Source organism: Dactylosporangium sp. CS-033363, assembly GCF_050942475.1.
GTDB lineage: Bacteria > Actinomycetota > Actinomycetes > Mycobacteriales > Micromonosporaceae > Dactylosporangium.
The window spans coordinates 6,102,529-6,127,873 of sequence record NZ_CP192032.1; the positions used below are offsets into that span (position 1 = coordinate 6,102,529).

Below are 25,345 nucleotides of genomic sequence, written 5' to 3' on the forward strand. Positions count from 1 at the left end.
ATGCGCAACAGCGGCCTGCGCGACTGCGCACCTTGTCACGCATGTCCATGTGATCGTGCCAGAATGCGCACATGGACAGCCTCGACGCCCGGATCCTGCTCGCGCTGGACGACGATCCGGACGCCACGACGCTGGCGCTCGCGCACCGGCTGGGCATCGCGCGCAACACGCTGCACGCGCGGCTGCAGCGGATGCGCGCTTCGGGCGCCCTGCGCGACTTCAGCCGGCGCGTGGACCCGGCGGCGCTGGGCCGGGGGCTGATCGCGTTCGTGTCGGTGTCCGTGTCGCAGACGCAGGGGCGGCGGGCGGTGACCGCGCTGTACGAGCTCCCGGAGGTGATCGAGATCCACTCGACCACCGGCGACGCCGACTTCCTGCTCAAGGTGGCCGCGCGGGACACGCACGACCTGCACCGCATCGCCGACGCGCTGCTGGCGGTGCCGGACATCGTGCGCACGAGTACCGTCATCTCGCTCAACGAGGAGATGCCGCTGCGCATGCGCGCCCTGCTCGAAGCGCACGCCGATGCCTGATCAACCGCTCGCGGTCGCCGACTGCGCGATCGACGCCGTGGCCGCGTGCCTGGACGCCGCCGCCGATCTTGCCGAGACGCGCACCGGGCGGCGGCCGGACGTCCTGCTCGATCCCGCGCATGTGGCCGCGGCCGTGCGCAGCGAGGCGCTGCTGCGCGATCGCGCCGGGAACGGCATCGAGGGCTTCGCCCCGCTGTCGCGGCTGTGGCGGGCCGCCGACGGCTGGGTGCGCACCCACGCGAACTATCCGTGGCACCGCGCCGCCCTGCTCCGGGCCCTGGGCGACGACGTCGGGACCGCGATCGCCGCGCGCGCCGCCACCGAGGTCGAGCGGATGGTGTACGAAGCCGGCGGGCTCGCCGTCGCCGCGCGCACCACAGCAGCATGGCGCGCCGACGGTCCCCTGATCCGCATCGACCCCACCGGCGGCGCCGTCCGGCCGGTGCCGCTCGACCGGGTCCGCGTCCTGGACCTGACCCGCGTGATCGCCGGCCCCGTCGGCACCCGGATGCTGGCCGCCCTCGGCGCCGACGTGCTGCGCGTCGACGACCCGAACCGCCCGGAACTGCCCCTGCACGCCGTCGACGGCACGATCGGCAAGGCGAGCACGCTGCTCGACGGCGCGACGCCGGACGGCCGGCGGACCCTGGACCGGCTGGCGGGCGAGGCCGACGTCATCGTCACCGGGTACCGTCCGGGCGCCATGCGCAAGCTCGGCCTCGCCCCGGACCAGCTCGCCGAGCGGCACCCGGGCAAGGTCGTGGCGACACTTTCTGCGTGGGGTACCGGCGAAATCTGGGGCGATCGGCGCGGCTTCGACAGCCTCGTGCAGGTCGCGACCGGCATCGGCTGGGCGTGCAGTGCCGACGGCGTGCGCCCCGGGGCCCTGCCGTGCCAGCTGCTCGATCACGCCACCGGCTATCTGCTCGCCGCGGGCGTGCTCGAAGCGCTCGCCGCGGGCCAGGGCGCGCACGTGTCGGTGTCGCTCGCGCGCACCGCCCGCTGGCTCCTCGACCGGCCGCCGGGCCGGGCCGAGGAGCCGTTCGACCCCGACGCCTACCGGGTCGACCTCGGCGGCGGCTGGACCGGCATCGCCCCGCCGGGCCGGCTCGACGGCGTGCCGCTGCGCTGGCCCCGCGAGCCCGCATACGGCGCGGCCCCTCCCGAATTCACGAGGCCGGCCTGATCAGTTCCGGAAACCCGAACGCCACAATGCGCCGGATGCCCGTCTTCGTCGTGCTCAAAACCGCCACCCCGAACGGCGCGCCCCGGAACCACACGAACGCCGCCGGCTGTCCGTTCATGCGAGTCGGCTCCATCCGCCAGTCGCCCGGCGCGGCGAGCACCTGCGCCATATAGGGAATGCACGTCCGCTTCCCCGCGAACCACGTGCGCGACGGGAGCAGTTCGAGCGACGCGTCGGTGCGCAGCGCGCGCTCCAGGATGGTCACATCGCTGCGCTCGAACGCCGCGATGTACTGCTCCAGCAGCGCCCGCGCCGCCGGATCGTCCGGCTCCGTGAGCTCGTCGTCCTCGGCCGGCGCCACCTCGTCCAGCCGCGCCCGGGCCCGCTGCAGCACGCTCTTCACCCCCGCGACCGACGACCCGAGCATCTCGGCGACGTCGGCGGCCGGGAACCCGAGCACCTCGCGCAGGATGAGCACCGCCCGCTGCCGGGGCGGCAGGAACTGCAGCCCCGCGATGAGCGCCAGCCGCAGGCTGTCCCGGGCCGCCACCACCGCCGCCGGGTCCGCGGACTCCGGCGTCACCAGCGCGTCGGCGATCGGCCGCAGCCACGGCACCCCGGGATCGGCGTCCCCCGGCGGCGCGTGCGGGTCGTCGGCCGGCGCCCCGAGCCCGGACGGCAGCGGCCGCCTCCCCCGCTGTTCGAGTGCGTTCAAACACGCATTGGTGGCTATCCGGTACAGCCAGACGCGCACCGAAGCCCGCTCCTCGAACTGCGGATACGCGCGCCACGCCCGCAGGTACGTCTCCTGCACCAGATCCTCGGCCTCGTCCGGCGAGCCGAGCATCCGGTAACAGTGCGCGAGCAGTTCCCGCCGCAGCGGTTCGGTGCGCGCCGCGAACGACGCCTGATCGTCTCTCACAGGCCCAGCTTGGACCGCAACCACCGGGCAGCGCGAGCGATCGCCGCGTCCGCGTCGGCGGTCCGCCCGGCCGACATCTGGAAGGTGTGCTGCTCACCGGGGACGACGTCGAGCTCCGCCGCGACCCCGTGCTTGCGCGCCGCCTCCTCCAGCCGTACCGCGTCGTCGAGCAGCATCTCGCCGCCGCCCGCCTGGATGTACATCGGCGGCAGCCCGCTCAGGTCCGCGAACAGCGGGCTGACCAGCGGATCGTCCGGTGCCACGCCGGCCGGCAGCAGCATGCTGACGAGGCCGTCGATGTCCATCGGGGTGTCGCCGCCGAACAGCAGGTCCGTCGGGTGGTTGGCGACGACCGAGGCGCCGCTCTGCGTCATGTCCGTCCACGGCGAGATCGGCACCAGCGCGGCCGCGAGCGGCAGGTTGTCCATGCGCGCACGCAGCATGAGCGAGACGCACAGCCCGCCGCCGGCCGAGTCGCCGGCCACCGCGAGATGCCCGGGCCGGACCTCGTCCAGCAGCGCGCGGTACACGGCGGTGACCTCGTCCAGCTGCGTCGGGTACTGCCGCTCGGGGGTGTGCGAATACGCGGGCAGCACCGCGCGCACCCCGGCCGCCTTGGCCAGGTGCGCGTAGAGCTTGCGGTGCGTGTACACGGAGCCGCCGACGTACCCGCCGCCGTGGATGCACAGCAGCACCCGGTCGCGGGCGGCCCCGGCCGGCTCCGCCCACAGCACCGGCACCCCGCCGAGCTCGCGTTCGAGGTAGTCCACGCCGCCGGGCTCGGCGGTCACGTCGCCCCAGTGCGAGTCGATCGTCCGCCGCTGCTCGATCGTGAGCGGCGGCCGGACCAGGGCGAGCCCGTTGCTGCGGCGGTAGAAGCTGTTCAGGGAGTAGATGTCGTCCATGCCGGTACTGACCGCCGGGCGGGCGAAAGGAATCGGTCAGTGGTACGCGGGCACCCCGAGCAGCTCGTCGACGGTGACGAACCGGTAGCCGCGCGCCGTGAGCCCCTCGATCGTGTCCCGGACCGCGACGACCGTCTGCGCGCGGTTGCCGCCGTGCCCGTCGAACCCGTCGTGGAAGATCAGGATACTGCCGGGCCGGGTCTTGGCGATCGCCCGGCGGGCCATCCGCGCGCCGGAGATCTGGAACACCTCGAGGGCGTGGCAGAACTCGCCGGCCACCGGGTGCAGGTCGCTGCGGCGCAGCATGCGCAGCAGGGCCGGCTGCCGCCACAGCCACGGCGTGCGGGCCAGCGCCGGCGTGCGGCCGATGACCCGGGACAGGATCGTCTGGGTCTGCTCGACCTCCCGCGCGAACGCGTTGGGCCGCAGGTAGGTGCCGAACGTGTGGCTCAGCGAGTGGTTGCCGACGACGTGCCCGTCCTCGATCACCCGCCGGGCGACCTCCGGGTGGCGCTCCACGCAGTGCCCCACGTGGAAGAACGTCGCGCGGATGTCGTGCGCGGCCAGCAGGTCCAGGATCTGCGACGTGTACGGCTCGTTCGGCCCGTCGTCGAACGTCAGCGCGACCACCCGCTCCTCGTCCGGCCCGTGGTACGGATAGTCCCGCGAGGTCGGCGAGAACGGGGACATGAGCAGCCAGTACGCGGCCCCGAGCGCCGCCGCGACCGCGAGCACCCCCAGCACGATCACGGCATGACCTCCAGCGTCTCGGGCTCCGGGCGGAACGCCGGCGCCTGGCCCAGGACCCGCCGCCCGGCGACCCGGTTGACCGTGTAGGTGAGCAGATAGTGCACCGGCAAGGACACGAACACGTTGTACGCGAATCCGCGCGCCAGCCGCCGCCCGGACGTGTACGTGGGGTTGCCGTGGTCGTACACGATCCGCCCCTTCCCGCGCAGCCGCCGCAGCTGGTCGAGCTCGTCGCCACCCTGCGTGAGCGCCGTGTCATAGCCGGTGAACGCCTCGCGCCGGAACGCGATGTTCGTGGCGCTGGCGTACATCGCCCGCCCGGTCAGCCGGTACGCCCCGTTGACCAGCCCGAACAGCGCCCGCCCGTAATGGCGGCCCCAGCGCGGCCCGTCCGCGTACACGCACGGCCCGACCACGGCGACCACCCCGTCGTCGGCCCGGAACCGCTCGTCGATGCGCGACAGCCAGTCCCGCCCGTGCACCGTGTCGGCGTCGGCCGAGATGACGATCTCGCCGCGCGCCTCCTCGGTCCCGCGCTGCCGGGCATTGCACACGCCGGGCACCGGCTCGGCGACCACCCGCGCCCCGAAATCGCGCGCAATGCCCGCGGTGTCGTCCGTGCAGTTGTTGTCGACGACGATGACCTCGAACACTCCGTCGTAATCCTGCTTCCGCAGCGACAACAATGTGTCGGTGAGGTACCCCGCCTCGTTGTAGCACGGAATGACGACGCTGAACCTCGGCCTTTCTGTCATGCGCCACAGTCTTTGCCAGCAACCGCTTCGAAACGATCCGGAACTCCCCCGAACCCGACCGGGGGTTTACCCCAGTACCGTCCCCCTAGGCCTGTGCGGCCTGCCGGGCCATCCATTGCCAGATGTGAATCCCGCTGATGCTCGGGTCGTTGCGGGCGACGTAGATCCACGACCAGTGGCCCGGGAACTGGTGCCCGTTCCAGACCACCGTGTCGTACAGCGACAGCAGCGAGCGCGGACGTGTGGTAGCTGAACGCGTCCACTTCCGGGTTGACGAGGTGGCCCTGCGCGAACCGCTCGATCGTGACGGCGCGGCCGGTGCGGGTGCGCAGCGGCGCGTCCTGCCTGAGCGTGTAGTGCCGAACCTATCATTGATACGCGGCTATGCGCGGGTTACGCTCGGCAGGATCGGGACGGGACCGTCGCAGGGCCGTCACGCGATGTCGTAGTCGAACCAGACGCGGTGGGTGCCGTCGGCGTCCACGGCGAGGCCGCCGCTGCCGGTGATGCCGGACAGCTCGCCCGTACCGCTGCCGGACACGATCGCGAAGAACTCGCCGCTGCGGTCGGCGCCCGAGGTCGCCGCGGAGTGCACGAAGTTGCAGGTGCCGGTGCGGCCGCCGACCGTACCCTCGAAGGATTCCATCGCCACGTAGGTGCCCACGCCCGAGGCCTGGTCGAACGCGGCCGTGAAGACGGTGGCCGAGCGGCCGCTGATCTCGCCCTCGAAGTGCTTCTCGATGAGCGCCACGCCGACCGGCAGCGCCGTCTCGATCGGCGGGTCGGGCGTCACCGGGGTCGGGACGAAGCTCTTCACGCTGAAGGTGCCATCGGCTCGCATACGCCGATGCTATCGGTCGCCTGCCCCGGCAGTTGGTAACCGTCGGCCTGCAGGCGGAACAGCCGCGCGTACCGGCCGTCGAGGGCCATCAGCTCCTCGTGGGTGCCCTGCTCGGCGATGCGGCCCCGATCGAGCACCGCGATGTGGTCGGCGTGGCGGACGGTGCCGAGCCGGTGGGAGATCAGCAGGCTGGTCCGTCCGGCGCGCAGCTTCTCCAGGCTGCGCTGGATGCCGGCCTCGGCCTCGGCGTCCAGGCCGGCCGACGGCTCGTCGAGGATGAGCAGGTCGGCGTCCTCGCGCAGCACCGCCCTCGCGATCGCGACGCGCTGCCACTGCCCGCCGGACAGCACGACCCCGGCCTCGTCGCCGTCGCCTTCTTCGTACATGCGGGTGAGCATCGTGCGGTACCCACGCGGGAGTCCTTCGAGCGTCTCGCCGATGCCGGCCGCTGTGGCCGCCGCGTGCAGCCGTGACTCGTGTGCCTGTAAGTCCCCGACCGCGATGTTGTCCGCCGCGGACAGCTCGTAGCTCATGAAATCCTGAAACACGACGCCGACCCGCTGCCGCAGCGACGTGGTGTCGAGCTCGCGCACGTCGGTGCCGTCCCAGGCGACGCTGCCCCGCGTCGGCTCGTACAGCCTGGTCAGCAGCTTGATCAGCGTCGACTTGCCGGCGCCGTTGAGCCCGACGAGGGCCACCGCGCGGCCGGCGGGAATGTGCAGGTCGACGCCGCGCAGCACCCAGTCGTGGCCCGGGTGGTAGCGGAACCACACGTCCCGAAGCTCGATCCCGCCGCGCAGCGCAGGTGCTCCAGCCTTTGCCGTGTTGCCTGCCGTGTCCGCCGCCGGTGTTTCCGAAACGATTGCCGTGTAACTCCGGAACAAGGTGCGCATCTCGGCGGCGCTCGCGATCTGCCCGACGACGGTGGCCAGCGCCCCCTGCACCCCCGCGACCGCCGCCACGAGCACCCCGATGTCCCCCACGCTGCCGTCACCGGACCCGATCCGCGCCACCGTCCACAGCAACGCCACACCGGAAACCGCCGCCGTCACCAGCGCCAACGCGCCATCCACCCGCACCGCGGCCCGGTCCACCGACCGCTCGCCGGCCTGCGCCGCGTCCAGCTCGCGCAGCATCCGGCCCCGGAAGAACCCGCCCAGCCCGAACAGCCGGATCTCCTTCGCCGCCCGCACGTCCAGCAGCAGCATCGCGTAGAACAGCTGCCGCCGCGTGTACGGCGTGATGCTCACCGCCACCCCCGCCCGCCGCCGCGCCAGCCGCAGCTGCGCCAGCAGGCTGGGAATCGCGGCGACCAGCACCAGCCCGGCCGCGGGCGGCGACACCGCCAGCAGCGCCACGAGCAGCCCACCCCCGGTCAGCGCCCCCTGCGCGACCCCGAGCACGGCGGCGGCGAGCTGCTGCGGCCCCGACTGCCCGGCCGCCTGGGCCAGCCGCAGCCGATCCTGAAACGCCGGGTCCTCCAGCTGCGCGATCCCCGCCGGCGCCGTCACCGCCGCGAACAGCCGCTCCTGCGTCAGCCGCGTCACCCGCCGCCCGATCTCGGCATCGGCATACGCGCTCACGTGCGCCGCCACCGCGACCGCCGCCCCGATCCCGGCCAGCCCCAGCGCCGGCGGCCAACCCGGCCGATCCAGCAGAACCTTCGTGACCCAAGCGGTCGCCGCCGGAGCAAGACCGAGCAGCAACAACGTCAGCAGCCGTACCGTCACGTGCCCCGGCGCCGCCCGCACGTACAACGCGAGCACCCTCATCGCCGCGCGAGCCGCCGCACCGCCCGGCCGACGATCCGATCGGCGTCGAAGTACCCCAGCTGCCGCGAGTCCGAACTCTCCGCCGCGTCGCCGAGCAGCACCATCTTCCCCGCCGGCACCGTCGCCTCGGGCACGTCCGCAAGCGCCGGCACCCGATCCCGCGGCACCGGCTCCCCCGGCGACGCGGCCAGCCGCTTGATCACAAGCCGCAACGGCTCGCCCCGGCCCCGCTCGCCTGGCTGTCCATCGCCGCCCGCGCCACGCACCGGCCCGGGTTGCTGTTCCTCGCCGCGCACGCCACGGGCCGGCCCGACGATCACCACGTCGCCCGTCCGCGCCCGCCCGCGCCGAGCCAGCACCCGATCACCCGGCTCGAACGTCGGCGTCATGCTGCGCCCGGTCACCGTGACCACGAGAAACGCCCGCCGCAGCCAGACCAGCCCGGCGACCGCGACGGCCCCCGCGGCGAGCCCCGCGATCATCCCCGCCCCGCCCCGACCGGCGCCCGCAGCGCCCCGAGGTCGTGCCCGCTCCCGGCGATCGTCCGACCGTCCATCGCGAACACCGAAGGAAACGACGAAACCCCAAAAGCCGCGGCAACGGTACCGCCATGATCCTCGCGAACCACCCGGGCCACCGGCGCCAGCAGCTCCACCATCGAGTCCACCTCGGCCCCGTCGCCCACGACCACGGCCAGCACCGACTCCCCGGCGACCCGCTCCACGAACTTCGGCAGCAGCTCCGCACACGGCCCGCACCCCGGCGAGAAGAACCCGACGACCGAGGCCGACCCGTCGAAGTCCACGGTCGTCCCCGGCGCCGCGATGGCCGGCGGCCGCCCGGCCAGCGCCTGCGCCAGCTGCTCGGTGTGTTCCCGCAACCGCCGGATCACCCCGACGGTCAGCAGCAGATCGATGACACACAGCACGCCGACCACCGCTACCGCGGCCGCGAGTATCGCCATGAGAACTCCCCTTTCCGGTGGCGGGCACGCTAACCGCCCCCGATACACGCGAGATACACGCCGCCGACACCCCCGCTGTATCGCCCGGCGGTACGTTCCGGCCCCGATGTCGATCAACCTGAATGGAGGCAACATGCGACAGCTCGGCAAACTCGCCGACCGCCTGGTCAGCCGGCTCGTCCCGAAGGCCGACGCGGCCGCGTGCAGCGGCTGCTCGACCGTCCCGTACCACTACGTTGGCCCGTGCAACGGCGGCTACTGGCGCACCCGCACCTGCTGCAACCTGGTCGGCCCCGGCGGCTGCGTCACCCACTGCACCTACTCCTGCTGACCGGCAGGCGGCCGCCGGTAACCGTCCCGGCGGCCGCCGCCCAGCCGTTGCCACATACTCGGTGGATGGGTCTTGGGCAGCTGGGGCATCCCGCTGAGATCGAGCTTCCTGCCGGAAGGATGACGCAAGGCATCGCGCGCCGTGGCGGGCAGCTGCTGCGGCCGACCGGTCCGGGTCCCTTGCAGTACACGGGTTCCTGCAACACCTCGAGTCCGCGGGCTTCGCGGGCGCACCACGCCTCGTCGGTACCGAAGGCGACCACGATATCCTCACCTTCCTGGAAGGCGACGTACCGGTCGATCCCAAATGGCAGCCCGGACGAGGCCACTGGCTGCCGCCGTAAGCCCGCTCGGACGAAGCGCTGCTGGGCGCCGCCGACCTGCTCCGACAGCTCCACCAGACCGCACACGCCTCCTTGCCGCCGAGCGCCTGAAGTACGCCCCGGTGACCGCCGCGGAAGCGGCCGAAGGTCTCGAACACCACGCCCTCGAGCTGCGCTGGCTGCAGTCCGTCCTCCCAGCACTTGAAGTGGCGCTCGCGGACTGACCCACTTGAGTCAGACGGGGGCAGCGCGAATCGAACTGGCGTGCTAAACATCATGCATGCCTCGTCGCCGCGATCCCGGAGCGCCACGGGTCGTGCACCGCACCGCCCGAGTCGGTCTGCACAGGCTGACCAATGTTCAGCGCAAGCGCTGCTTCGGCTTGTTGCGCTCCGCCGCGGACGTCTGGTCCTGCGCGCTGGAACTCAATGCGTGGCGCCGGCAACGCCGCGACACTCCACTGGTCTCGCTGGAGGCGCTCTACAGAGAGCTGACGCTGGCCGGCCCTGGCGCATTCGGCGAACTCGACGCGGTTGGCGCTCGTTCCGTGCTGCGCCGGTTCTCCGATGCCTGGTTCTCGGCGGCGAAGCGGCGTAAGGCGGGAGACCTGACCATCCGCTTCCCCCGGCGACGGCGCGGGCTGATGGCCGTGCGCTGGCACCACGGCGTCTTCAGATTGCAGGGCCGTCGTTTGCGGCTTCCGGCAGCACTCGGGTGCGATCCGTTGTGGGTACAGCTGGATCGGGAGGTGCCGTACCCGGCCGAGCAGGTCCGGTCCGTGACCCTGCTCGCCGACGGCGGTCGCCTGTGGGTCGACGTGACAGCCGAAGTCCCCGTGGCGACCTATCCAGACACCAAACGGCCCGATCCGGACCGCGTTGCCGGCGTCGACCTCGGCATCATTCACCCCTTCGCGGTCGCCGGTCCGGAGGGACAGGCGTTGCTGGTGTCCGGCCGGGCGATCCGCGCCGAGCACCGGATGCACCTGGCCGACACGAAGCAGCGGCGTCGGGCGGTGGCCAAGCGAGCACCGATGCCGGGCCGGCGCCGATCGCGGCGCTGGCAGCAGTACCGTCGCCGGGAACAGGTCGTGCAGGGCCGCTACCTGCGGCGTGTTCGTCAGGCCATGCACGAGGCCGCCCGGATGGTCGTCGACTGGGCCGTCGAGCATCGGATCGGGACCCTGGCGGTTGGGGACCCGCGAAGCGTGCTGACCATTCCGGCCGGGCGGCGGCACAACCTGCGGGTGCGCAACAACTGGCGGGTGGGCCAGCTCATGGCGATCCTGCACGACAAGGCCGAGCTGGCCGACATTTCCGTCCGGCTGGTGAACGAACGCGGTACGTCCAGCACCTGTCCGAACTGTCGGCAGCATGTTGCTCGACCGGCTGGACGTACGACGATCTGCAAGTCCTGCAACACCATTGGGCACCGTGACCTGTTCGCGGCCGCCATCATCGCCACCCGCACGCCAACTGATGCGAGTGGCGGCCTCACCACGGCGGCGGCTGTGCTGCCGCATGTGGTCACGCACCGTCGAGCGGGGCGGCACCTTCCCGGTGCCGGCCTGTCCCGGCGTGACCCCCGCCGACCACACCGGTCGTCACCGCCGTCGGTGACGACCGGAGAGGCGCCGAGAGGGTCGGTTGGCCGGCTGTGGCCCGCCTTACCGACAACGGTAGGGAGTCGCTCGCCAAATCCATGCGGCGAGGAGTCGCAATCACCGCTCAAATCTGGGTTGCGAACGCGATGACAGCACTACACGCATTGCACTAGCTCATGTTGAGAAGGAGGCGAGACGCCGTCGAGGCGCCGTCGGTGCGGATCGTGGCGGCCACCGCGGTCGCCCGTTCGCGGACCTCCGGCGCGAGGGCGGTCCGCAGCGCGTCGCCGAAGGTGGCGGCGCGGGATCCGATGCCCAGCGCCGTCACCCGGTCGGCGAAGTACGGCTGGTCGGCCCACTGCGGCACCACCACCTGCGGTACGCCCGCGCGGGTGGCGGTCGTCGTGGTGCCCGCGCCGCCGTGGTGGACGACTGCGGCCACGCGGCGGAACAGGTGCTGCTGGTTCACCTCGCCGATGACCAGGCAGTCCGCGTCGTCGTCGACGCCGGCCAGCTCCGCCCAGCCCCGCCCGACGATCGCGCGGTGTCCGGCGGCGCGGATGAGCGAGATGGCGGACGTGGCGAAGCCGGCCGGCGCGGGCATGCTGCCGAAGCTGACGTACACCGGCGGCGTTCCCGCTTGCAGGAAACTGTCCACTTCGGACGGCAACGGACGCTCGTCGCGCAGGAACCAGGCGCCCGTCTGCACGATGTCGGCGCCGCCCGGCCACGGGGCCAGGGTCGGGTCCGCGGCCAGCCAGGGCTGTTCGCCGCGAACGAAGGCGCGCACGTCGTCGACCGGCGGCAGGCCCGCGGCGGCGCGGTGCTCGTTGAGCGGTTCGCGCAGGAACGCGTTGTGGTTGGCGACATCGATCGCGTCGAGCTCGTCCGGATCGTGCACCTCGGCCGGCACCGGGCGGCCGGGCAGCGGCGACGGGCGGTGGTGCGGCGAGGGGAGGAAGATCGGGCAGTAGCTCACGTTCACCGCCGGCACCTTCAGCAGTTCGGCGACCGACCGCGCCCCGGCCGCGACCGGCAGCAGCCCGCTCGTCACGATGGCGTCGCACCCCTGGGCCGCGGCCGCGAGCCCGTCGAACTGCGCCGCGATGAGCCCGGCCGCGATGCGCTGCACGTCGGGCGCCGCGGGCCGTTCGCCGTGCGCGATCTCCTTGGCGGGCCGCCCGACCGGCACGAGTGGTACGCCGAGCTCGTCCAGCCGCGCCGCGCAGTCGGGCGGTGCGCACACGATTGCCTCCGCTCCCATGGCACGCAGTCGCAGGGCCAGCGCCGCGAGCGGCTCGACTCCCCCGCGCGAGTCGTACGTCGACAGGATCACCCTCATGACCTGCGATTCTGCGCCCTGGCCGGGGCCTTGCCGCAAGCCCCGGCCGGCGTTGTACGGTTGAACGGGAGGGGCGCTCAGCCGGGGTAGCAGATGAGCGTGATCGGCCTCGACACCTGCGTGACGGTGGTGAGCGCTCCGGTGTCCTTCGCGATCAGTTCGATCGACACCGTTCCTGCCGTGTACGGGTCGCTGCGGCTCGGCGTGACGTGCAGCAGCAGCGGGCCGTCGGGGTGGATGCCGATCAGGTACCGCTCGTCGGGCTGCCCGTACTCGACGCCCCCGTTGAGGGAGCGCTCGGCGGCCGGGATCGCATCGGGCAGCGGATACCGCTCGCTCAGCCGCCCCGCGTCGAGGTCGAACCCGACGAGGTACCGCCCGGCCGTGTCGCGGGTACCGATGAACAGCGTGCGGTCGTCCGGCCCGAGCATCGGCGTCGCGAGGTCGGCCGGCACCGACTCGGTCGGTCGCAGCCCCAGCTCCGCGGCGGGGATGTCGCGAAGGACCCGTCCGGTGGTGCCGTCGGCCAGGCGCAAACCCGCCAAGGGGGCCGGACAGAGCACCAGCATCCCCGAGTTCCGCACCGCACACACCCGGTCGTCCAGTGGCACCGTTGCGCGGGACCCTCCGGCGGCGAGGTCCACCAAATACGTGACGCCGACCTGCAACACCAGCCGCCGCCCGTCGGGCGACCAGTGCGGGCCGGCCGTCGTCGCGCCGTTGCCGCCTCCGCCGAACTCCTGCCGCGCGGTGCCGGTCAGGTCGCGCAGGACCCAGGTGCCGTCGGAGCGCGCGACGAGCAGCCAGCGCCCGTCCGGCGAGATGCCGTCCACGCGCAACCCGTCGACGCGGTACTGCCTGCCGTCCGTCATCACCACGACCCAGCCGGCGTCACCCGAATAGGCCAGCGCGGCCCGACCGGCACCGTGCTCGCCCGGCAGCACCGGCGGCGACGCCTCCGCCACGAGCCGCGCCGGCAGTCCGGCCGCGACCGGCGCCGGGTCCGGCCCGTCGTGGCCGCCGAACGGCAGACCGACCGCGAGCAGCCCGGCCACCACGAGCAGCGCCGCCGCGACGGGTACCAGCCGCGTCACCAGCTGCCGCCGCTTGACCACCCGCACCGCGCGGTCGGTCACGTCGTAGGTCCGCGCCTCGCCCGCCTCCTCGGCGAGCAGCTGCCTGAGCCCGGTCATGCCGGCACCTCCGCATCCTCGATGAGCTCGGCGAGCTCGGGCGCGACGACCCGCAACCGGGCCAGCGCATGATGGGCCTGACTCTTGACCGAACCGGCGGAACACCCGAGCGCGTCGGCGGTGTCGGCCTCGGACAGATCCTCGAAGTACCGCAGCACGATGACCGCCCGCTGCCCCGGCGCCAGCTTCGCGAGCGCGTCCCGCAACACGATGCGGCGCACCGCCTCCGCCGACTCGTCCCGCCCCGTGGCCCGCTCGGGCGGGTCCGCCGTCGGCGTCTCCGGCACGCGCTTGCCCCGCCACGACGAGACATGCTCGTGGTACAGCGCCCGCCGCACGTACGCGTCCGGCGCCCCGGCCGCACTCACCCGCCGCCAGTGCCTGGCCACCTTGACCAGCGTGACCTGCACCAGGTCCTCGGCCTTGTGATGGTCGCCGGTCAACAGATACGCGACCCGCGACAACTGCGCCAGCCGCGCCGCCACGAACTCCCGAAACCCTGCCTCATCGTCCACCAGCACCCCTCAAGACGTCGTGTCACCCCCGTACACGAACGCTGCCGCTCCGGAGGTTGGCACCCGCCCGGGAAAGGTTCAGCCGAGCACGGCGCGGCGCAGGGCGAGGGGTGAGCCGTCGCAGCTGCGGGCCAGTTGTAGCAGCCGCGGCCCGCTGTCCGGCGAGCCGCCGCCCAGACCCGCCAGGATCTCGACGGAGTCGGCGACGGTCAGCGGGCCGAGTCCGATGTGGACGGTACGGTCGTGCACCGCGAGTCGAGCCCGGCTGGTGATGATGACCGCGCTGCCGGCCGTGGCGGTAAGCAATGGCCGGACCTGAGACGAAGCAGCCGCGTCCTCCAGAACAACCAGCAGGCGGCGGTTGGCGGCGATCGTCCGGTACCGTGCGGCGGCTTCTTCTTCCGAATCGGGAATCTGCCCCGCAGGCACGCCGAGCGAGCGCAGGCACTGCCCCAGCACGTCGACCGGACGGCGCACGGGCCGCGCCGGATCGGACCCATGCAGGTCCACATAGAGCTGCCCATCGGGAAAGTGCCGCCCAAGCCGAGTCGCCACCCGCACGGCCAGAGCCGACTTCCCGATCCCCGCCGGCCCGTCGAGCGCAATGAACACCGGCCCGTCGGAGCGCAACACCGCCTCCGCCATCGTCGCCTGCTCCCGGTCACGCCCCACCAGCAGCATCGCGTCCGCCGGCAGCTCCCGCGGCACCGATTCCATGACGGCAGCACCATCGAGCGCAGGATCCCGGCGCAGCATCGCGCGGTGCAGGCGGATCATCTGCGGCCCGAGGTCGACGCCCAGGCGGTCGGCGAAGCAGCGGCGGGCCTCGGCGAACGCGGACAGCGCGGCCGCCACGTCGCCGGTGCGGTACAGGGCCAGGACCAGCTGCGACCACAGCCGCTCGCGCAGCGGGTGCTCGTCCAGCAGCCGGCGCAGGTCGGAGACGACGCCGATGCCCTGGCCCAGGCGCTGCTTGGCGTCGATCCAGTCCTCGATCGTCGTCAGCCGCTGTTCCTGCAGCGGGCCCAGGCACCGGTCGAGGCCGGCCGAGCGCTCCAGGTCCTCGCCCGGCCCACCCTTCCAGAGGGAAACCGCCCGCCCGAGCAGTTGCACGGCGCGGGCCGGTTGGCCGGCGGCCAGGGCGGCGCGGCCGTCGGCGGTGAGGCGGCGGAACGCGGTGACGTCGAGTTCGTCGTCGCCGACGGCGAGCCGGTAGCCGGGTCCGTGCCCGCTGAGCCGCACCGCGCCGGTGGCGTCGACGAGGAGCCGGCGCAGGCGGGAGGCGTACGTGCGCACGTTGGCCACGGCGGACCTGGGCGGGTCGCCGTCCCACAGCATCGCGACCAGGCGGTCCAGCGGCACGATCCGGTTGGGTTCGAGCAGCAGGGCGGTCAGGAGGCTGCGCTGCTTGGCCGGGCCGATGGGCAGCGCGGTGTCGTCCCGCCAGATCCGGACGGGGCCGAGCAGCTGGAACTTCACCCGCACACCCCCGTGTGACGAAGTCGCTCGATACTTCGCAATATTTGAACACGTGATCGCAAGAATCCGCCATAGTAGGATCATCGGGATGACGTACCCGCGGCGGCACTTTCTGACCAGGGTCGAGGGCGTGCACGACGTCGCCGCGGGCATGCGTCAGGTCGATCTCGTCGGGCCGGAGGTGCCCCGGCTGCGGTTCCGCCCCGGTGCCCACGTCGTCGTCCGGGTGCCGAGCGACACCGGCGAGGCGCGGCGGGTGTACTCCATCTGGAGTCACGAACCCCGCCACTCCCGGCTGTCGCTGCGCATCGCCCTGCACGACGCCGGCGGCCCGGGCTGCGTCTGGGCGCGCGAGACGCGAGCGAACGACCGGGTGACCCTCGAAGCCCCGCGCAGCAAGATCACGCTCGACGAGACGGCCGCGTTCCACCTGTTCGCGGGCGACGAGACCGGGGCGGTACCGCTGCTGGCCATGCGCGCCGCCCTGCCGAAAGCAGCGACGGTGGTGGGCGTCTTCGAGGCCGCCGGCGCCGCCCAGGAGATGCCGGCCGAGGAGCCGCTCCCGTGGGTGCACCGCGGCCGCGCGTCGGCGGTCGGCTCCCGGGTCCTCCTCAGGGCCGTCAAAGACTTGGAGCTGCCGCCCGGCAAAGGCGCCGCCTACATCGCCGGGGAGAGTGACACCTGCCGGCTGCTGCAGCGCCTGCTCATCGAGGGCCGCGGATTTTTGCGCCGATCGATACACTCCCAGCCACAATGGACACCGGGCCGTCCGGGATTCGGGGCGGGTCAGGACTGAAGGGGACGCGCATGCTCCGCACCTTCCGGCTCACCCTGCTCGGCTTCGCCGTCGTCTGTCTCGTGTCGCTGCTCGCGCAGCCGGGCGGGCTGTTCGAGTTCGCGCGCGGCAACCACGTCAGCACCGCCCAGCTCGCCGACTGCGTCGAGGACTACGACAACGTCGAGCGCTCCACGATCACCTGCACGGCGACGTGGGACGAGGGCGCGGTCCAGGGCACGGTCCACGACGTCGACGCCCCGCACGCCACCGTCACCGACGGCAAGACCAGCGGCAACCACTTCCAGGTCCGCCCGGCCGACGACGAGCTCACCCCGGCCGTCTTCGCCAACGGCACCGACGCCCGCCCGTACGTCGCGAAGTGGGTCTGGCTCGGCGCCGCCGCCCTGGTCCTCGTGCTGGCCCTGGCCGCCTGGGAGGCCGTGATGCTGTTCCGGGCGCCGGGGATGCTCTCCCGCAAGCGCCCGGAACAAGCCACCGTCTAGGAGACCTGCGCGGGCTCCGAGGCCGGAGCGTGGTGCCCGCCGTCGATCGGGTGGGTGCGTTCGAGCTTCGCGCCCTCCACGTCGACGTCCGGCAGGATGCGGTCCAGCCAGCGCGGCAGCCACCACGCCGACTTGCCCAGCAGGTGCATCGCGGCCGGGATCAGCAGCATGCGCACCACGAACGCGTCGATGAGCACGCCGAACGCGAGGCCGAAGCCGATCGGGCGGATGGTCGCGGACTCGGAGAAGATGAAGCCCGCGAACACCGAGATCATGATGACCGCGGCCGCCGTGACCACCGCGCGGCCGGCGAACAGGCCGCGGCGCACCGCGAGGCGGGCCGAGGCGCCGTGCACGTACGCCTCCCGCATGCCCGAGACCAGGAACAGCTGGTAGTCCATGGCCAGGCCGAACAGGATGCCGATCTCGATGGTCGGCAGGAAGCTCAGCACCGGCTCCGGGTCGTGCACCCCGAACACGCCGCCGAGCCAGCCCCACTGGTAGATCGCGGTGAGCCCGCCGAACGCGGCCAGCAGCGAGAGCACGAAGCCGACGGTCGCGGTCACCGGGACCAGGATCGAGCGGAACACGAAGATCAGGATGATCAGCGACAGGCCGACCACCAGCGCCAGATAGATCGGCAGCACGTCGGCCAGCTTCTGCGACACGTCGATGTTGCCGCTGGCGTTGCCGGCCACGCCGAGGTCGACCTGGCCGGTCGTCACCGACAAAGGTGAAAGGTCACGCAGGTCGCGGACCAGCTGGGCGGTGGACTCCGCGGCCGGTCCCTCCTTGGGAACAACCTGGAAGGCCGCCACGGTACCGTCGTCGGACGCTCCGATCGGCGCCACCGCCACGACGTCCTTGGTGGCCGCGATCTTCCCGCCGATCTCGGCCTGGGCCGCGGTCAGGTCGGTGCCGGTGGCCGCCTTCGGCAGGTGGGCCACCACGAGCAGCGGCCCGTTGACGCCGGCGCCGAACTTCGCCTCGACCGTCTTGTACGCCCGGTACTGCGGCGAGTCCTCCGCCTCCGACGAGCCCGTGGGCAGGCCGAGGCGCATCGACATCGCCGGGATCGCGATCACGCCGAGCACGGCGATGCCCGCGAGCAGGGTGAGCACCGAGCGGCCGGTCGACATCGTCTTCTGCGGCAGCGCCGGCTGCGCGGACACGTCGCCGATCGCCCGGCGCTCCTTGCGGCTGAGGATCCGCATGCCGACGAGCGACAGCAGGGCCGGCGTCAGGGTGATGGCGACCAGCACGGCGACCGCGACGCAGACAGCACCGACGGTACCCATGAGGCCAAGAAACGGGATCCCGGTGACGTTGAGCGCCAGGAGGGCCACCAGCACGGTCGAGCCCGCGAAGACGACCGCGTTGCCGGAGGTGCCGTTGGCCAGGCCGATCGACTCGTGCACCTCGACGCCCTGCTTGAGCTGGCGGCGGTGCCGGTTGAGGATGAACAGCGAGTAGTCGATGCCGACGGCCAGGCCGAGCATCACGCCCAGCACCGGGGTCACCGAGATCATGGTGACCACGTCCGAGAACGAGAGCGCGGCCAGCACGCCGACGCCGACGCCGAGCAGCGCCCCGATGATCGGCAGCGCGGCGCCGATGACGGTGCCGAGCATGACCAGCAGCGCGATGGCGGCGATGATCAGACCGGCCGCCTCGCCGGGGCCGAGCACGCTGGGCACGCTCTGCGCGATGTCGTTGGAGACGTCGATGGCCACGCCGTCGATGTGCGCGTCGGCCGCCTTGGCCAGGATCGAGTCCTTGACCGTCTTGGGCACCTCGTGCGTCGGCGTGGTGAACTGCACGGCCCCGATCGCCGCCGACCCGTCCTTGGCCACGGTGCGGATCTCGGCGGCCATCTGCAGCAGCTGCGCGCCGAGGTCGAGCTGCTTGGTCTGGTCGGCGAGCTGGGTCTTGCCGGCGTCGAGCTCCTTTTGTTTCGCGTCAAGCGCCTGCTTTTGTACGTCCAGTTGCTGCTGCTGCGACTCCAGCTGGGCCTTCGCGCTCGACGAGAGGCCGGGCTGGGCCTTCTTCGCGTCGAGCTGCTGCTGGGCTCCGGCGAGCTGGCCCTTGGCCCCGGCCAGCTGGGCCTCGCCGTCGGTGAGCTGCTTGGTCGCCTGCGACAGCTGCATGCGCCCGTCGGTGAGCTTCTGCGCCTGGGCGGCCCGGTCGGCGTCGGTCTGGAACGGGTCGGTGACCCCGCGCACCCCGGGCTCGGTGCCGACGTTCTTGAGCAGCGCGTTGATCGCGGTCTTCTGCTGGTCGGTGAAGGCGGCGCCGCCGGACGTGGAGAACACGATGGTGCCGGTGCCGCCGCTGGCCTTCGGGAACTTCGCCGCGAGCTCGTCGGCGACCTTGCTCGTGGGCGTGCCGGGGATGGTGATCGCCCCGGACAGCGAGCCGGAGAACATGGCGTACGTGGCGCCGGCGATCGCCATGACGACGATCCAGCCGGTGATCACGAGCCAGTGGCGGCGGGCGCTGAAACGCCCGAGCCGGTAGAGCAGTTCGGCCATGGCCGCAGAGTTTCCCTTCGGAATTGGCGAAATCAGGTGGGGAGGTAGCCGTTGCGGATGTTGTCCAGCAGCCGCGTGAGCAGCTCGTCCCAGACCGCCCGGCTCGCGTCGTCGAGGGTGGCGCCGGTGAGTTCGATCCAGCGGCCCGCGATCACCGTGATGCCGCTCATGAGCGAGTGCACCAGCAGCTCGACGTCGAGGGGGTTGGCGCCGGCGTACCGCCGGGTCACCTCGGGTGCCAGCGCCCCCGCGACGCGGCGGAAGGCGGTGTGGGTCAGCATGAACTTGCGCGGGTCGTCCATGTCGTGGCGGCCGCCGAGGATCTTGGTGACCGAGACCACGGCCGGGGCCAGGTCGGCCGCCCGGAACAGCCGGGCCAGCTCGTCGAACATGGAGGCCCGGCTGCCGGCGCCGACGGGCGCGGCCGCCACCTCGGCCAGGAAGTCGGCCACGAGCACGGAGATCACCTCGGTCCCGAGCGTGAGCAGCACGTCGTCGAGCGAGGCGAAGTGGTTGAAGACGGTACGGCGGGCCACGTCGGCCCGTTCGGCGAGCTCGTCGACGGAGAAGGGCGCCCCGTCCCGCTCGTCGATCAGGCTGCGCGCGGCGGCGAGGATCGCGGCGCGGTGCCGGGCCTTCAGCGCCTCCCGACGCCCGCTCGAATGATCAACCACACCCTTACACTAGGTGCAACGATGCACTGGGTGCAAATGACAGGACGTGTCAGTCCGGTGGCGGTTGCGTGTCAGGACGGTCGGCCACCGTACTCACCATGACACAGCATTCCTCCTGGTCGGGCCTGGTCTCCGTCGACGACACCGCACTGTACGTGACCGACACCGGCGGTTCGGGCCGCCCTGTGATCTACCTCAACGGCGCCTACGCCGACCAGTCGCACTTCCGGAAGGTGATCGCCGGGCTCGGCGACGGCTACCGGCACATCGCCTACGACGAGCGGGCCCGGGGCAAGTCCAGGACCTCCGCCGACTACTCGTTCGAGGCCTGCCTGCGCGACCTGGACGCCGTCCTCGCGGCGCGCGGCGTCACCGAGGCGCCGATCCTGGTCGGCTGGTCGTACGGCGGCATCCTCGGCTGGCACTTCGCCGACCGGCACCCCGAGCGCGTCGCGGGCGTGGTCGTCGTCGACTCCTTCCCGATCGGCCTGACCGGCCCCGAGGGCGCCGCGCGCATCCGCAAGCTGTTCCGCCGGATGCGGTTCATCCTGCCGCTGGTCAGCCGGTTCGGGCTGTCCGCGCGGATGAGCGTCGATCAGCACGCCGACGTGAACATCGAGGTCAACGAGATCTCGGCGGCCAGCGTGCCGGTCCTGCTGCGGGCCACCTGCCCGGTGCACTTCGTCCTGGCCACCGGCGACAGCCTGGGCAGCGGTGGCGGCGAGATGGACGAGGGCCGCAAGGTGCTCGACCCGATCGTCGCGGCCAACCCGAACGTCAGGATCAGCGCCAAGGTGCCCAGCAACCACTCGAAGATCCTGCGCAACGACTCCCCGGCCGTGGTCCGGGCGGTCCGGGAGCTCCCGGTCTGACGCCCCGCCGTGGATAGCGTCGCTCTCCACTGTCCGGCATGGACTTCCGGCGGAGGATCGACTGCGTTCACCGCGCGGTTGATGATCGGAAAGCTCACCTGGCTTAGCTGCCGATCATGATTGGAGGGCTCAGGCGGACCACGGCCGAGCCGGTGACGCCTGCAGCCGTCGTCCCGGCCGACCGGGACCGCACGCGGCGGGCGAAACGGCGCCGGACATTGCGAGAGGCCTTGATATTCGTCGCGCTGGCCGCGCCGAACTTCGCGCTCATCGTGGTGTTCACGTACCGTCCGCTGTTCCAGAACATCTACTACTCGACCCTCGACTGGACGCTCGGCTCGCCCCGGGCCCGCGCGGTCGGGTTCGACAACTACGTCACCTTCTTCACCTCCTCCGAAGCCGGCGAGGTCCTGCTCACCACGGCGCTGTTCACCGTGGCCACCGTCGTGCTCTCGATGGGACTCGGGCTGCTGGTCGCGCTCGGCCTCAACCGCAAGGTGCGCGGGGCCGGGCTCGCCCAGGCCACGGTGTTCTCGCCGTACGTGCTCTCCGGCGTCGGCGTCGGGCTCGCCTGGCAGTACATCTTCGACCCGACGGTCGGGGCGCTCGGGGCGATCCTGCGCGCGTTCGGCGTGGACAGCCCCGAGTGGTTCAACAACGAGACGCTCAGCCTCGTCATGGTCGTCATCGTGTACGTCTGGAAGAACCTCGGCTACGCGGCCGTCATCTACCTGGCGGGGCTGCAGTCCATCTCCTCGGACATCCTCGAGGCGGCCGCGATCGACGGGGCGGGCGCGCGCCGCAAGTTCTTCTCGGTGGTCTTCCCGCTGCTCTCGCCGACGACGTTCTTCCTGCTGGTCACCAGCACGCTGAACTCGCTGCAGGCGTTCGACCTGATCCGGGCGATGACGCCCCTGGGCCGCGGGACCACGACGCTCATCTACGACGCCTACCTGCGCGCCTTCGGCGGGTACAACCAGGCCGGCTACTCGGCGATGCTCTCGACGGTGCTGTTCGCGCTGCTGGTCGCGCTGACCCTGGTCCAGCTGATCTTCCTCGAGCGACGGGTGCATTACCGGTGACCACAGTGGACTCCAAACCCCTGTCGCGGCGCAACGTGCTCGGCGCGCTCGTGGCCGACTACGTGCCCATCACGCTGGCGATCCTGGTCGTACTGCTGCCGCTGGGCTACCTGATCCTCTCGTCCTTCAAGAGCCCGCCGGACGTCATCACGCGCAACCTCGTGGTGCTGCCCGACCCGTGGCACGTGGCCAACTACGCCGACGCCGCGCGCGAGGTCCCCTTCCCGCGGCTGTTCCTCAACTCGGCCGTCGTCACCGTCGTCGGCGCCGGGATCAAGGTGCTGCTGTCCATCATCACCGCGTACGCGCTGGTGTTCGTGCGGTTCCCGGGCAAGCGCTGGGTCTTCTTCGCCGTGCTGGCCACGCTGATGGTCCCGCCGCAGGTGAGCGTCGTGCCGAACTTCACCTTCATCAGCAGCCTCGGCGGGCAGGACACCTACTGGGGGATCATCCTGCCCGGGCTCGGCAGCGGCTTCGGCACGTTCCTGCTGCGCCAGTCCTTCCTGCAGTTGCCCGCCGACGTGCTGGAGGCCGCGGAGGTCGACGGCGCCGGGCACTGGCGGCGGCTGTGGCGGATGGTGGTGCCGATGGCGGCGCCCAGCATCGCCACCGTGGCCCTCGTCAACATCGTCTTCGAGTGGAACGACTACCTCTGGCCACTCGTGATCGTCTCCAACCCGGACATGATGACCCTGCCGGTCGGCCTGACGCTGCTGCACAACAGCGAGAGCGCGGCCGCCTCCTACGGCATCGTCATGGCCGGAACCGTCATGGTGCTTCTCCCCGTGCTCGTGGTGTTCGCCGCGTTGCAGCGCTACATCGTCACCGGCTTGACGCAAGGTGCCGTCAAGGGATGACGAGGGTCATGCGCACTCATCAATCAACCAGGAGGTACAGCGTGTCCTTGTCGCAGCCGACCGACCTCAGCCGGCGGAGGTTCCTCGGCCTCGCCGCCGGTGGCCTGACCGCGGCGGCCCTGGCCGCGTGCGGCGGCGGTCCGTCGACGTCGTCGGACGCCCCGTCCACCCAGCCCGAGCAGAACGACTACACCGGCGTGAAGCCCGCCGGCACCATCACGTTCTGGACGTCGAACCCGGGCGGCTCGCAGGCCGTCACCCAGGAGATCATCGACGCGTTCCACCAGAGCCAGTCCGACATCAAGGTGCAGCTGGTCTCGGCCGGCTCCAACTACGAGGACATCGCGCAGAAGTTCCAGGCCGCGCAGGCCGGCGGCACCCTGCCCGACCTCGTGGTCCTGTCGGACGTGTGGTGGTTCCGGTACTACCTGCAGGACTCCATCGTCCCGCTCGACTCGCTGTTCAAGGCGCTCAACTGGGACACCGGCGACTACCGCGAGCAGCTGCTGAGCGACTACAAGTACAAGAACGCGACCTGGGCGGTGCCGTGGGCCCGCTCCACCCCGCTGTTCTACTGGAACAAGGCGCACTGGGCGGCCGCCGGCCTGCCCGACCGCGCCCCGAAGACGTGGGACGAGTTCGCCGAGTGGGCGCCGAAGCTCAAGTCGGCCAACGCGGGCCTGCAGAACGCCTTCCAGCTGCCGGCCCTCGCGGGCTACGCGGGCTGGAGCTTCCAGAACAACCTCTGGGGGTACGACGGCGGCTGGTCGGCCAAGGAGAGCTTCGACGTCACCTGCGACAAGCCCGAGGCGGTCGCCGGCCTGCAGTTCCTGGCCGACGCGGTGTACAAGGGCAAGTGGTCGGGCGTGGCCGGCAAGGACTCCACCCAGGACCTCTCGGCCGGCGCGGTCTCCGCGACCGTCGGCTCGACGGGCAGCCTGGTCGGCATCCTCAAGGTCGCCAAGTTCGACGTCGGCGCCGGCTTCCTGCCCGGCGGCCCGAAGTCGACCTCCCCGGTCTGCCCCACGGGCGGCGCCGGCGTCGGCATCCCGAAGAAGATCAAGCCCGAGAACCAGGTCGCGGCGGCCACCTTCCTCAAGTTCCTGACCTCGCCCGAGAACACGCTGAAGTTCGCGGCGGCGACCGGGTACATGCCGGTGCGCAAGTCGGCCGACACGTCCTCGCTGACGTCGAAGACGCCGCAGGCCCAGGTCGCGATCGACCAGCTCGCCGTGACCCGCAACCAGGACTGGGCCCGGGTGTTCCTGCCGGGCGCGGACCAGGAGATGGCCAACGCCTGCGCCGAGATCCTCACCAAGAACGGTGACGTGCAGGCCCAGATGACCAAGCTCAAGGGCACCCTCGAGGGCATCTACAACACCCAGGTCAAGCCGAACCTGAAGTAGTGCGAACGGCCCGGGGCCGCGGCGTTCAGGCGTCGCAGCCCCGGGACCAGGCCGCCGCGGCCCGCAGCGAATCGGGCGCGAAGGTGGTCCGGAACGGCTCCCCCTGCTCGGCCCGCACCTCGACCTCGTGCTCCCCGACGAACGCGGCCCGCTCGAAGACGTCCTCGGGGGCGTTCACCTCGTAGGAATGGGAGAAGCAGGCCACGTTGTCCGCCGACTCGCGGCTGCCCAGCCCGGACCGCGTCCGCAGCCGCAGGTAGTCGATCGGGTTGCCGGTCTGCGGATAGTGCACGAGCACCAGCTCGAACCGCCCGTCCGGCGAGACCGCGACGCTGGTCGTCGCGCCGCGCTCAACGCCGGCGCCCGCGGCCTCCAGCCCGGCGCAGGCGACGAGCCACGCCACCACAAGCGTGACCCCGACGGCGATCTGCGCCGCGAGCGTCCGCCGGATCAGCAGCGCGGCGCCGACCCCGACCAGGACCACGACCCCGGTCGCCACGAGGACAGTCGTCGACGCCTTGCCGGCCGGAATGAGCGCCACGTAGCGCCACGGATTCGCCGCGGCCACCGACTCCACCACGACCGCGACGAGCGCGAGCGCCCCGAGCACCACCGCGAGGCGCTTGCGCCTCGCACTCACCGAGCTGTCCATGGCCCCCGCCTTCGCACGGTCGTACGGCGGCCCGAGTCTAGGCCGCCGCCGCGCACCGCGTGACCCCGCGCTCAGCCGCTCGCGGCACTGCCCACCGCGTACGCCTCCAGATCCCAGGACGTGACGCCCGCCGCCCCGTCGATGACCATGGGATAGGGGCCCGGACCGACGGCCTCGGAGTCCGACGAGAACACCGTGAAGACGTACTGCCATTGCGCGTCGCACGGGAAGCGCTCGTCGTCGCGGAGTGCCTTCAGCTGGATGTGGACCGGGAGGACGCCGGAGCCCGAGCACCGTCCGCGGAGCTTGATCGCCCGTCCTGCGGGTATGGCGACCTCCACGTGCCCGGCGCCGTACGTCGCCGAGCCCCACGCGGCCACCAGCCGGCCGCCGTAAGGAAAGGACCCGGAGTTCGGCGACGGGCCGCCGGCCGACGCCGGCCCCGCGGCCGCCGAAGGACTCGGCGCCGAGGCGGTGGCCGGCGTCGGGGGGCTCGACGGGCCGGTGCAAGCACCCAGCCCGCCGAGCACGACAACGCCCGTCGCGGCCGCCGAGATCAATGACCGCGTCACAGTGC

The 25,345-nt window shown here is 72.0% G+C and carries 27 protein-coding genes; 10 read left to right on the forward strand and 17 right to left on the reverse strand.

Going from position 1 to position 25,345, the window contains the following annotated elements:
* Window positions 1–71 precede the first annotated feature (71 nt).
* A complete protein-coding gene (locus ACQPZ4_RS28280; RefSeq protein WP_433041604.1) occupies window positions 72–533 on the forward strand; it encodes an Lrp/AsnC family transcriptional regulator in 462 nt (153 codons plus the stop codon).
* The gene (locus ACQPZ4_RS28285) at window positions 526–1,719 is read left to right on the forward strand and encodes a CoA transferase (protein WP_433041607.1); all 1,194 of its coding nucleotides are present in this window, start codon (window positions 526–528) and stop codon (window positions 1,717–1,719) included. Before ACQPZ4_RS28280 ends, ACQPZ4_RS28285 begins: the two co-directional genes overlap by 8 nt.
* On the opposite strand, the gene ACQPZ4_RS28290 is transcribed toward ACQPZ4_RS28285, so the two are convergent.
* The 9 genes from ACQPZ4_RS28290 to ACQPZ4_RS28330 all read right to left on the reverse strand — a co-directional run bounded on the left by ACQPZ4_RS28290 (window position 1,703) and on the right by ACQPZ4_RS28330 (window position 8,628).
* Window positions 1,703–2,641: an RNA polymerase subunit sigma-70 gene (locus ACQPZ4_RS28290; protein ID WP_433041610.1), complete on the reverse strand. Its 939-nt coding sequence runs from the start codon at window positions 2,639–2,641 to the stop codon at window positions 1,703–1,705. The two genes, ACQPZ4_RS28285 and ACQPZ4_RS28290, sit on opposite strands and share 17 nt — an antisense overlap.
* Entirely contained in the window at window positions 2,638–3,546 is a 909-nt protein-coding gene (locus ACQPZ4_RS28295) for an alpha/beta hydrolase fold domain-containing protein (protein WP_433041613.1), read from the reverse strand. Before ACQPZ4_RS28295 ends, ACQPZ4_RS28290 begins: the two co-directional genes overlap by 4 nt.
* 36 nt (window positions 3,547–3,582) lie before the next feature.
* Window positions 3,583–4,296 carry a polysaccharide deacetylase family protein gene (locus ACQPZ4_RS28300; RefSeq protein ID WP_433041616.1) on the reverse strand — a complete coding sequence of 238 codons (714 nt, stop codon included), beginning with the start codon at window positions 4,294–4,296 and terminating at the stop codon, window positions 3,583–3,585.
* Window positions 4,293–5,051, reverse strand: a complete 759-nt coding sequence (locus ACQPZ4_RS28305; protein WP_433041619.1) for a glycosyltransferase — start codon at window positions 5,049–5,051, stop codon at window positions 4,293–4,295. Before ACQPZ4_RS28305 ends, ACQPZ4_RS28300 begins: the two co-directional genes overlap by 4 nt.
* An 85-nt stretch (window positions 5,052–5,136) precedes the next feature.
* The gene (locus ACQPZ4_RS28310; RefSeq protein ID WP_433041622.1) at window positions 5,137–5,259 is read right to left on the reverse strand and encodes a hypothetical protein; all 123 of its coding nucleotides are present in this window, start codon (window positions 5,257–5,259) and stop codon (window positions 5,137–5,139) included.
* A gap of 225 nt (window positions 5,260–5,484) precedes the next feature.
* Window positions 5,485–5,892 (reverse strand): DUF3224 domain-containing protein, encoded by a 408-nt coding sequence (locus ACQPZ4_RS28315; RefSeq protein WP_433041625.1) that lies wholly within the window; start codon window positions 5,890–5,892, stop codon window positions 5,485–5,487.
* Window positions 5,865–7,643 (reverse strand): ABC transporter ATP-binding protein, encoded by a 1,779-nt coding sequence (locus tag ACQPZ4_RS28320; protein ID WP_433066685.1) that lies wholly within the window; start codon window positions 7,641–7,643, stop codon window positions 5,865–5,867. The genes ACQPZ4_RS28315 and ACQPZ4_RS28320 overlap by 28 nt, the downstream gene beginning before the upstream one ends.
* A 17-nt stretch (window positions 7,644–7,660) precedes the next feature.
* On the reverse strand, window positions 7,661–8,146 hold the full coding sequence (locus tag ACQPZ4_RS28325; protein ID WP_433041628.1) for a S26 family signal peptidase: 486 nt from the start codon (window positions 8,144–8,146) through the stop codon (window positions 7,661–7,663).
* Window positions 8,143–8,628 carry a hypothetical protein gene (locus tag ACQPZ4_RS28330; RefSeq protein ID WP_433041631.1) on the reverse strand — a complete coding sequence of 162 codons (486 nt, stop codon included), beginning with the start codon at window positions 8,626–8,628 and terminating at the stop codon, window positions 8,143–8,145. Before ACQPZ4_RS28330 ends, ACQPZ4_RS28325 begins: the two co-directional genes overlap by 4 nt.
* 133 nt (window positions 8,629–8,761) lie before the next feature.
* Between ACQPZ4_RS28330 and ACQPZ4_RS28335 the strand changes: the two genes are divergently transcribed.
* Window positions 8,762–8,959 carry a hypothetical protein gene (locus ACQPZ4_RS28335; protein ID WP_433041634.1) on the forward strand — a complete coding sequence of 66 codons (198 nt, stop codon included), beginning with the start codon at window positions 8,762–8,764 and terminating at the stop codon, window positions 8,957–8,959.
* A 638-nt stretch (window positions 8,960–9,597) separates the two neighbouring features.
* Entirely contained in the window at window positions 9,598–11,034 is a 1,437-nt protein-coding gene (locus tag ACQPZ4_RS28340) for an RNA-guided endonuclease InsQ/TnpB family protein (protein ID WP_433041637.1), read from the forward strand.
* Between the two features lie 19 nt (window positions 11,035–11,053).
* Here ACQPZ4_RS28340 and ACQPZ4_RS28345 read toward each other — a convergent pair whose 3' ends face one another.
* The 4 genes from ACQPZ4_RS28345 to ACQPZ4_RS28360 form a co-directional block, all read right to left on the reverse strand.
* The gene (locus ACQPZ4_RS28345; protein ID WP_433041640.1) at window positions 11,054–12,226 is read right to left on the reverse strand and encodes a glycosyltransferase; all 1,173 of its coding nucleotides are present in this window, start codon (window positions 12,224–12,226) and stop codon (window positions 11,054–11,056) included.
* A 77-nt stretch (window positions 12,227–12,303) separates the two neighbouring features.
* Window positions 12,304–13,419, reverse strand: coding sequence for a hypothetical protein (locus ACQPZ4_RS28350; RefSeq protein ID WP_433041643.1), 1,116 nt, complete (start codon window positions 13,417–13,419; stop codon window positions 12,304–12,306).
* Window positions 13,416–13,934 carry a SigE family RNA polymerase sigma factor gene (locus ACQPZ4_RS28355; RefSeq protein WP_433041646.1) on the reverse strand — a complete coding sequence of 173 codons (519 nt, stop codon included), beginning with the start codon at window positions 13,932–13,934 and terminating at the stop codon, window positions 13,416–13,418. Before ACQPZ4_RS28355 ends, ACQPZ4_RS28350 begins: the two co-directional genes overlap by 4 nt.
* Window positions 13,935–14,012: 78 nt before the next feature.
* Window positions 14,013–15,413 (reverse strand): BTAD domain-containing putative transcriptional regulator, encoded by a 1,401-nt coding sequence (locus ACQPZ4_RS28360; RefSeq protein WP_433041649.1) that lies wholly within the window; start codon window positions 15,411–15,413, stop codon window positions 14,013–14,015.
* An 88-nt stretch (window positions 15,414–15,501) separates the two neighbouring features.
* On the opposite strand from ACQPZ4_RS28360, the gene ACQPZ4_RS28365 reads away from it, so the two are divergent.
* Together ACQPZ4_RS28365 and ACQPZ4_RS28370 are read left to right on the forward strand one after the other, a co-directional pair.
* Window positions 15,502–16,209 carry a siderophore-interacting protein gene (locus tag ACQPZ4_RS28365; protein ID WP_433041652.1) on the forward strand — a complete coding sequence of 236 codons (708 nt, stop codon included), beginning with the start codon at window positions 15,502–15,504 and terminating at the stop codon, window positions 16,207–16,209.
* Between the two features lie 11 nt (window positions 16,210–16,220).
* On the forward strand, window positions 16,221–16,694 hold the full coding sequence (locus ACQPZ4_RS28370) for a hypothetical protein (protein WP_433041655.1): 474 nt from the start codon (window positions 16,221–16,223) through the stop codon (window positions 16,692–16,694).
* On the opposite strand, the gene ACQPZ4_RS28375 is transcribed toward ACQPZ4_RS28370, so the two are convergent.
* Window positions 16,691–19,225 (reverse strand): MMPL family transporter, encoded by a 2,535-nt coding sequence (locus ACQPZ4_RS28375; protein WP_433041658.1) that lies wholly within the window; start codon window positions 19,223–19,225, stop codon window positions 16,691–16,693. The genes ACQPZ4_RS28370 and ACQPZ4_RS28375 overlap by 4 nt on opposite strands.
* A 32-nt stretch (window positions 19,226–19,257) precedes the next feature.
* Entirely contained in the window at window positions 19,258–19,899 is a 642-nt protein-coding gene (locus ACQPZ4_RS28380) for a TetR/AcrR family transcriptional regulator (RefSeq protein ID WP_433041661.1), read from the reverse strand.
* Between the two features lie 98 nt (window positions 19,900–19,997).
* Between ACQPZ4_RS28380 and ACQPZ4_RS28385 the strand changes: the two genes are divergently transcribed.
* The 4 genes from ACQPZ4_RS28385 (at window position 19,998) to ACQPZ4_RS28400 (ending at window position 24,116) form a co-directional block, all read left to right on the forward strand.
* Window positions 19,998–20,771, forward strand: a complete 774-nt coding sequence (locus ACQPZ4_RS28385) for an alpha/beta fold hydrolase (protein WP_433041664.1) — start codon at window positions 19,998–20,000, stop codon at window positions 20,769–20,771.
* Window positions 20,772–21,001: 230 nt separating this feature from the next.
* Entirely contained in the window at window positions 21,002–21,853 is an 852-nt protein-coding gene (locus ACQPZ4_RS28390; RefSeq protein ID WP_433041667.1) for a carbohydrate ABC transporter permease, read from the forward strand.
* Entirely contained in the window at window positions 21,850–22,710 is an 861-nt protein-coding gene (locus ACQPZ4_RS28395; RefSeq protein ID WP_433041670.1) for a carbohydrate ABC transporter permease, read from the forward strand. The genes ACQPZ4_RS28390 and ACQPZ4_RS28395 overlap by 4 nt, the downstream gene beginning before the upstream one ends.
* A 41-nt stretch (window positions 22,711–22,751) precedes the next feature.
* On the forward strand, window positions 22,752–24,116 hold the full coding sequence (locus tag ACQPZ4_RS28400; protein ID WP_433041673.1) for an ABC transporter substrate-binding protein: 1,365 nt from the start codon (window positions 22,752–22,754) through the stop codon (window positions 24,114–24,116).
* 25 nt (window positions 24,117–24,141) lie between these two features.
* Here the strand turns inward: ACQPZ4_RS28400 and ACQPZ4_RS28405 are convergent, their stop codons facing one another.
* On the reverse strand, window positions 24,142–24,756 hold the full coding sequence (locus ACQPZ4_RS28405) for a hypothetical protein (RefSeq protein ID WP_433041676.1): 615 nt from the start codon (window positions 24,754–24,756) through the stop codon (window positions 24,142–24,144).
* Between the two features lie 83 nt (window positions 24,757–24,839).
* Window positions 24,840–25,340: a hypothetical protein gene (locus ACQPZ4_RS28410; RefSeq protein WP_433041679.1), complete on the reverse strand. Its 501-nt coding sequence runs from the start codon at window positions 25,338–25,340 to the stop codon at window positions 24,840–24,842.
* Window positions 25,341–25,345 lie beyond the last annotated feature (5 nt).

Bases quoted from the DNA above. Each gene is read 5' to 3' on its own strand.
- ACQPZ4_RS28285 (WP_433041607.1), top strand. From the start codon at position 526: ATGCCTGATCAACCGCTCGCGGTCGCCGACTGCGCGATCGACGCCGTG.
- ACQPZ4_RS28325 (WP_433041628.1), bottom strand. From the start codon at position 8,146: ATGATCGCGGGGCTCGCCGCGGGGGCCGTCGCGGTCGCCGGGCTGGTC.
- ACQPZ4_RS28295 (WP_433041613.1), bottom strand. From the start codon at position 3,546: ATGGACGACATCTACTCCCTGAACAGCTTCTACCGCCGCAGCAACGGG.
- ACQPZ4_RS28345 (WP_433041640.1), bottom strand. From the start codon at position 12,226: ATGAGGGTGATCCTGTCGACGTACGACTCGCGCGGGGGAGTCGAGCCG.
- ACQPZ4_RS28350 (WP_433041643.1), bottom strand. From the start codon at position 13,419: ATGACCGGGCTCAGGCAGCTGCTCGCCGAGGAGGCGGGCGAGGCGCGG.
- ACQPZ4_RS28315 (WP_433041625.1), bottom strand. From the start codon at position 5,892: ATGCGAGCCGATGGCACCTTCAGCGTGAAGAGCTTCGTCCCGACCCCG.
- ACQPZ4_RS28335 (WP_433041634.1), top strand. From the start codon at position 8,762: ATGCGACAGCTCGGCAAACTCGCCGACCGCCTGGTCAGCCGGCTCGTC.
- ACQPZ4_RS28375 (WP_433041658.1), bottom strand. From the start codon at position 19,225: ATGGCCGAACTGCTCTACCGGCTCGGGCGTTTCAGCGCCCGCCGCCAC.
- ACQPZ4_RS28365 (WP_433041652.1), top strand. From the start codon at position 15,502: ATGACGTACCCGCGGCGGCACTTTCTGACCAGGGTCGAGGGCGTGCAC.
- ACQPZ4_RS28330 (WP_433041631.1), bottom strand. From the start codon at position 8,628: ATGGCGATACTCGCGGCCGCGGTAGCGGTGGTCGGCGTGCTGTGTGTC.
- ACQPZ4_RS28385 (WP_433041664.1), top strand. From the start codon at position 19,998: ATGACACAGCATTCCTCCTGGTCGGGCCTGGTCTCCGTCGACGACACC.
- ACQPZ4_RS28305 (WP_433041619.1), bottom strand. From the start codon at position 5,051: ATGACAGAAAGGCCGAGGTTCAGCGTCGTCATTCCGTGCTACAACGAG.
- ACQPZ4_RS28280 (WP_433041604.1), top strand. From the start codon at position 72: ATGGACAGCCTCGACGCCCGGATCCTGCTCGCGCTGGACGACGATCCG.
- ACQPZ4_RS28370 (WP_433041655.1), top strand. From the start codon at position 16,221: ATGCTCCGCACCTTCCGGCTCACCCTGCTCGGCTTCGCCGTCGTCTGT.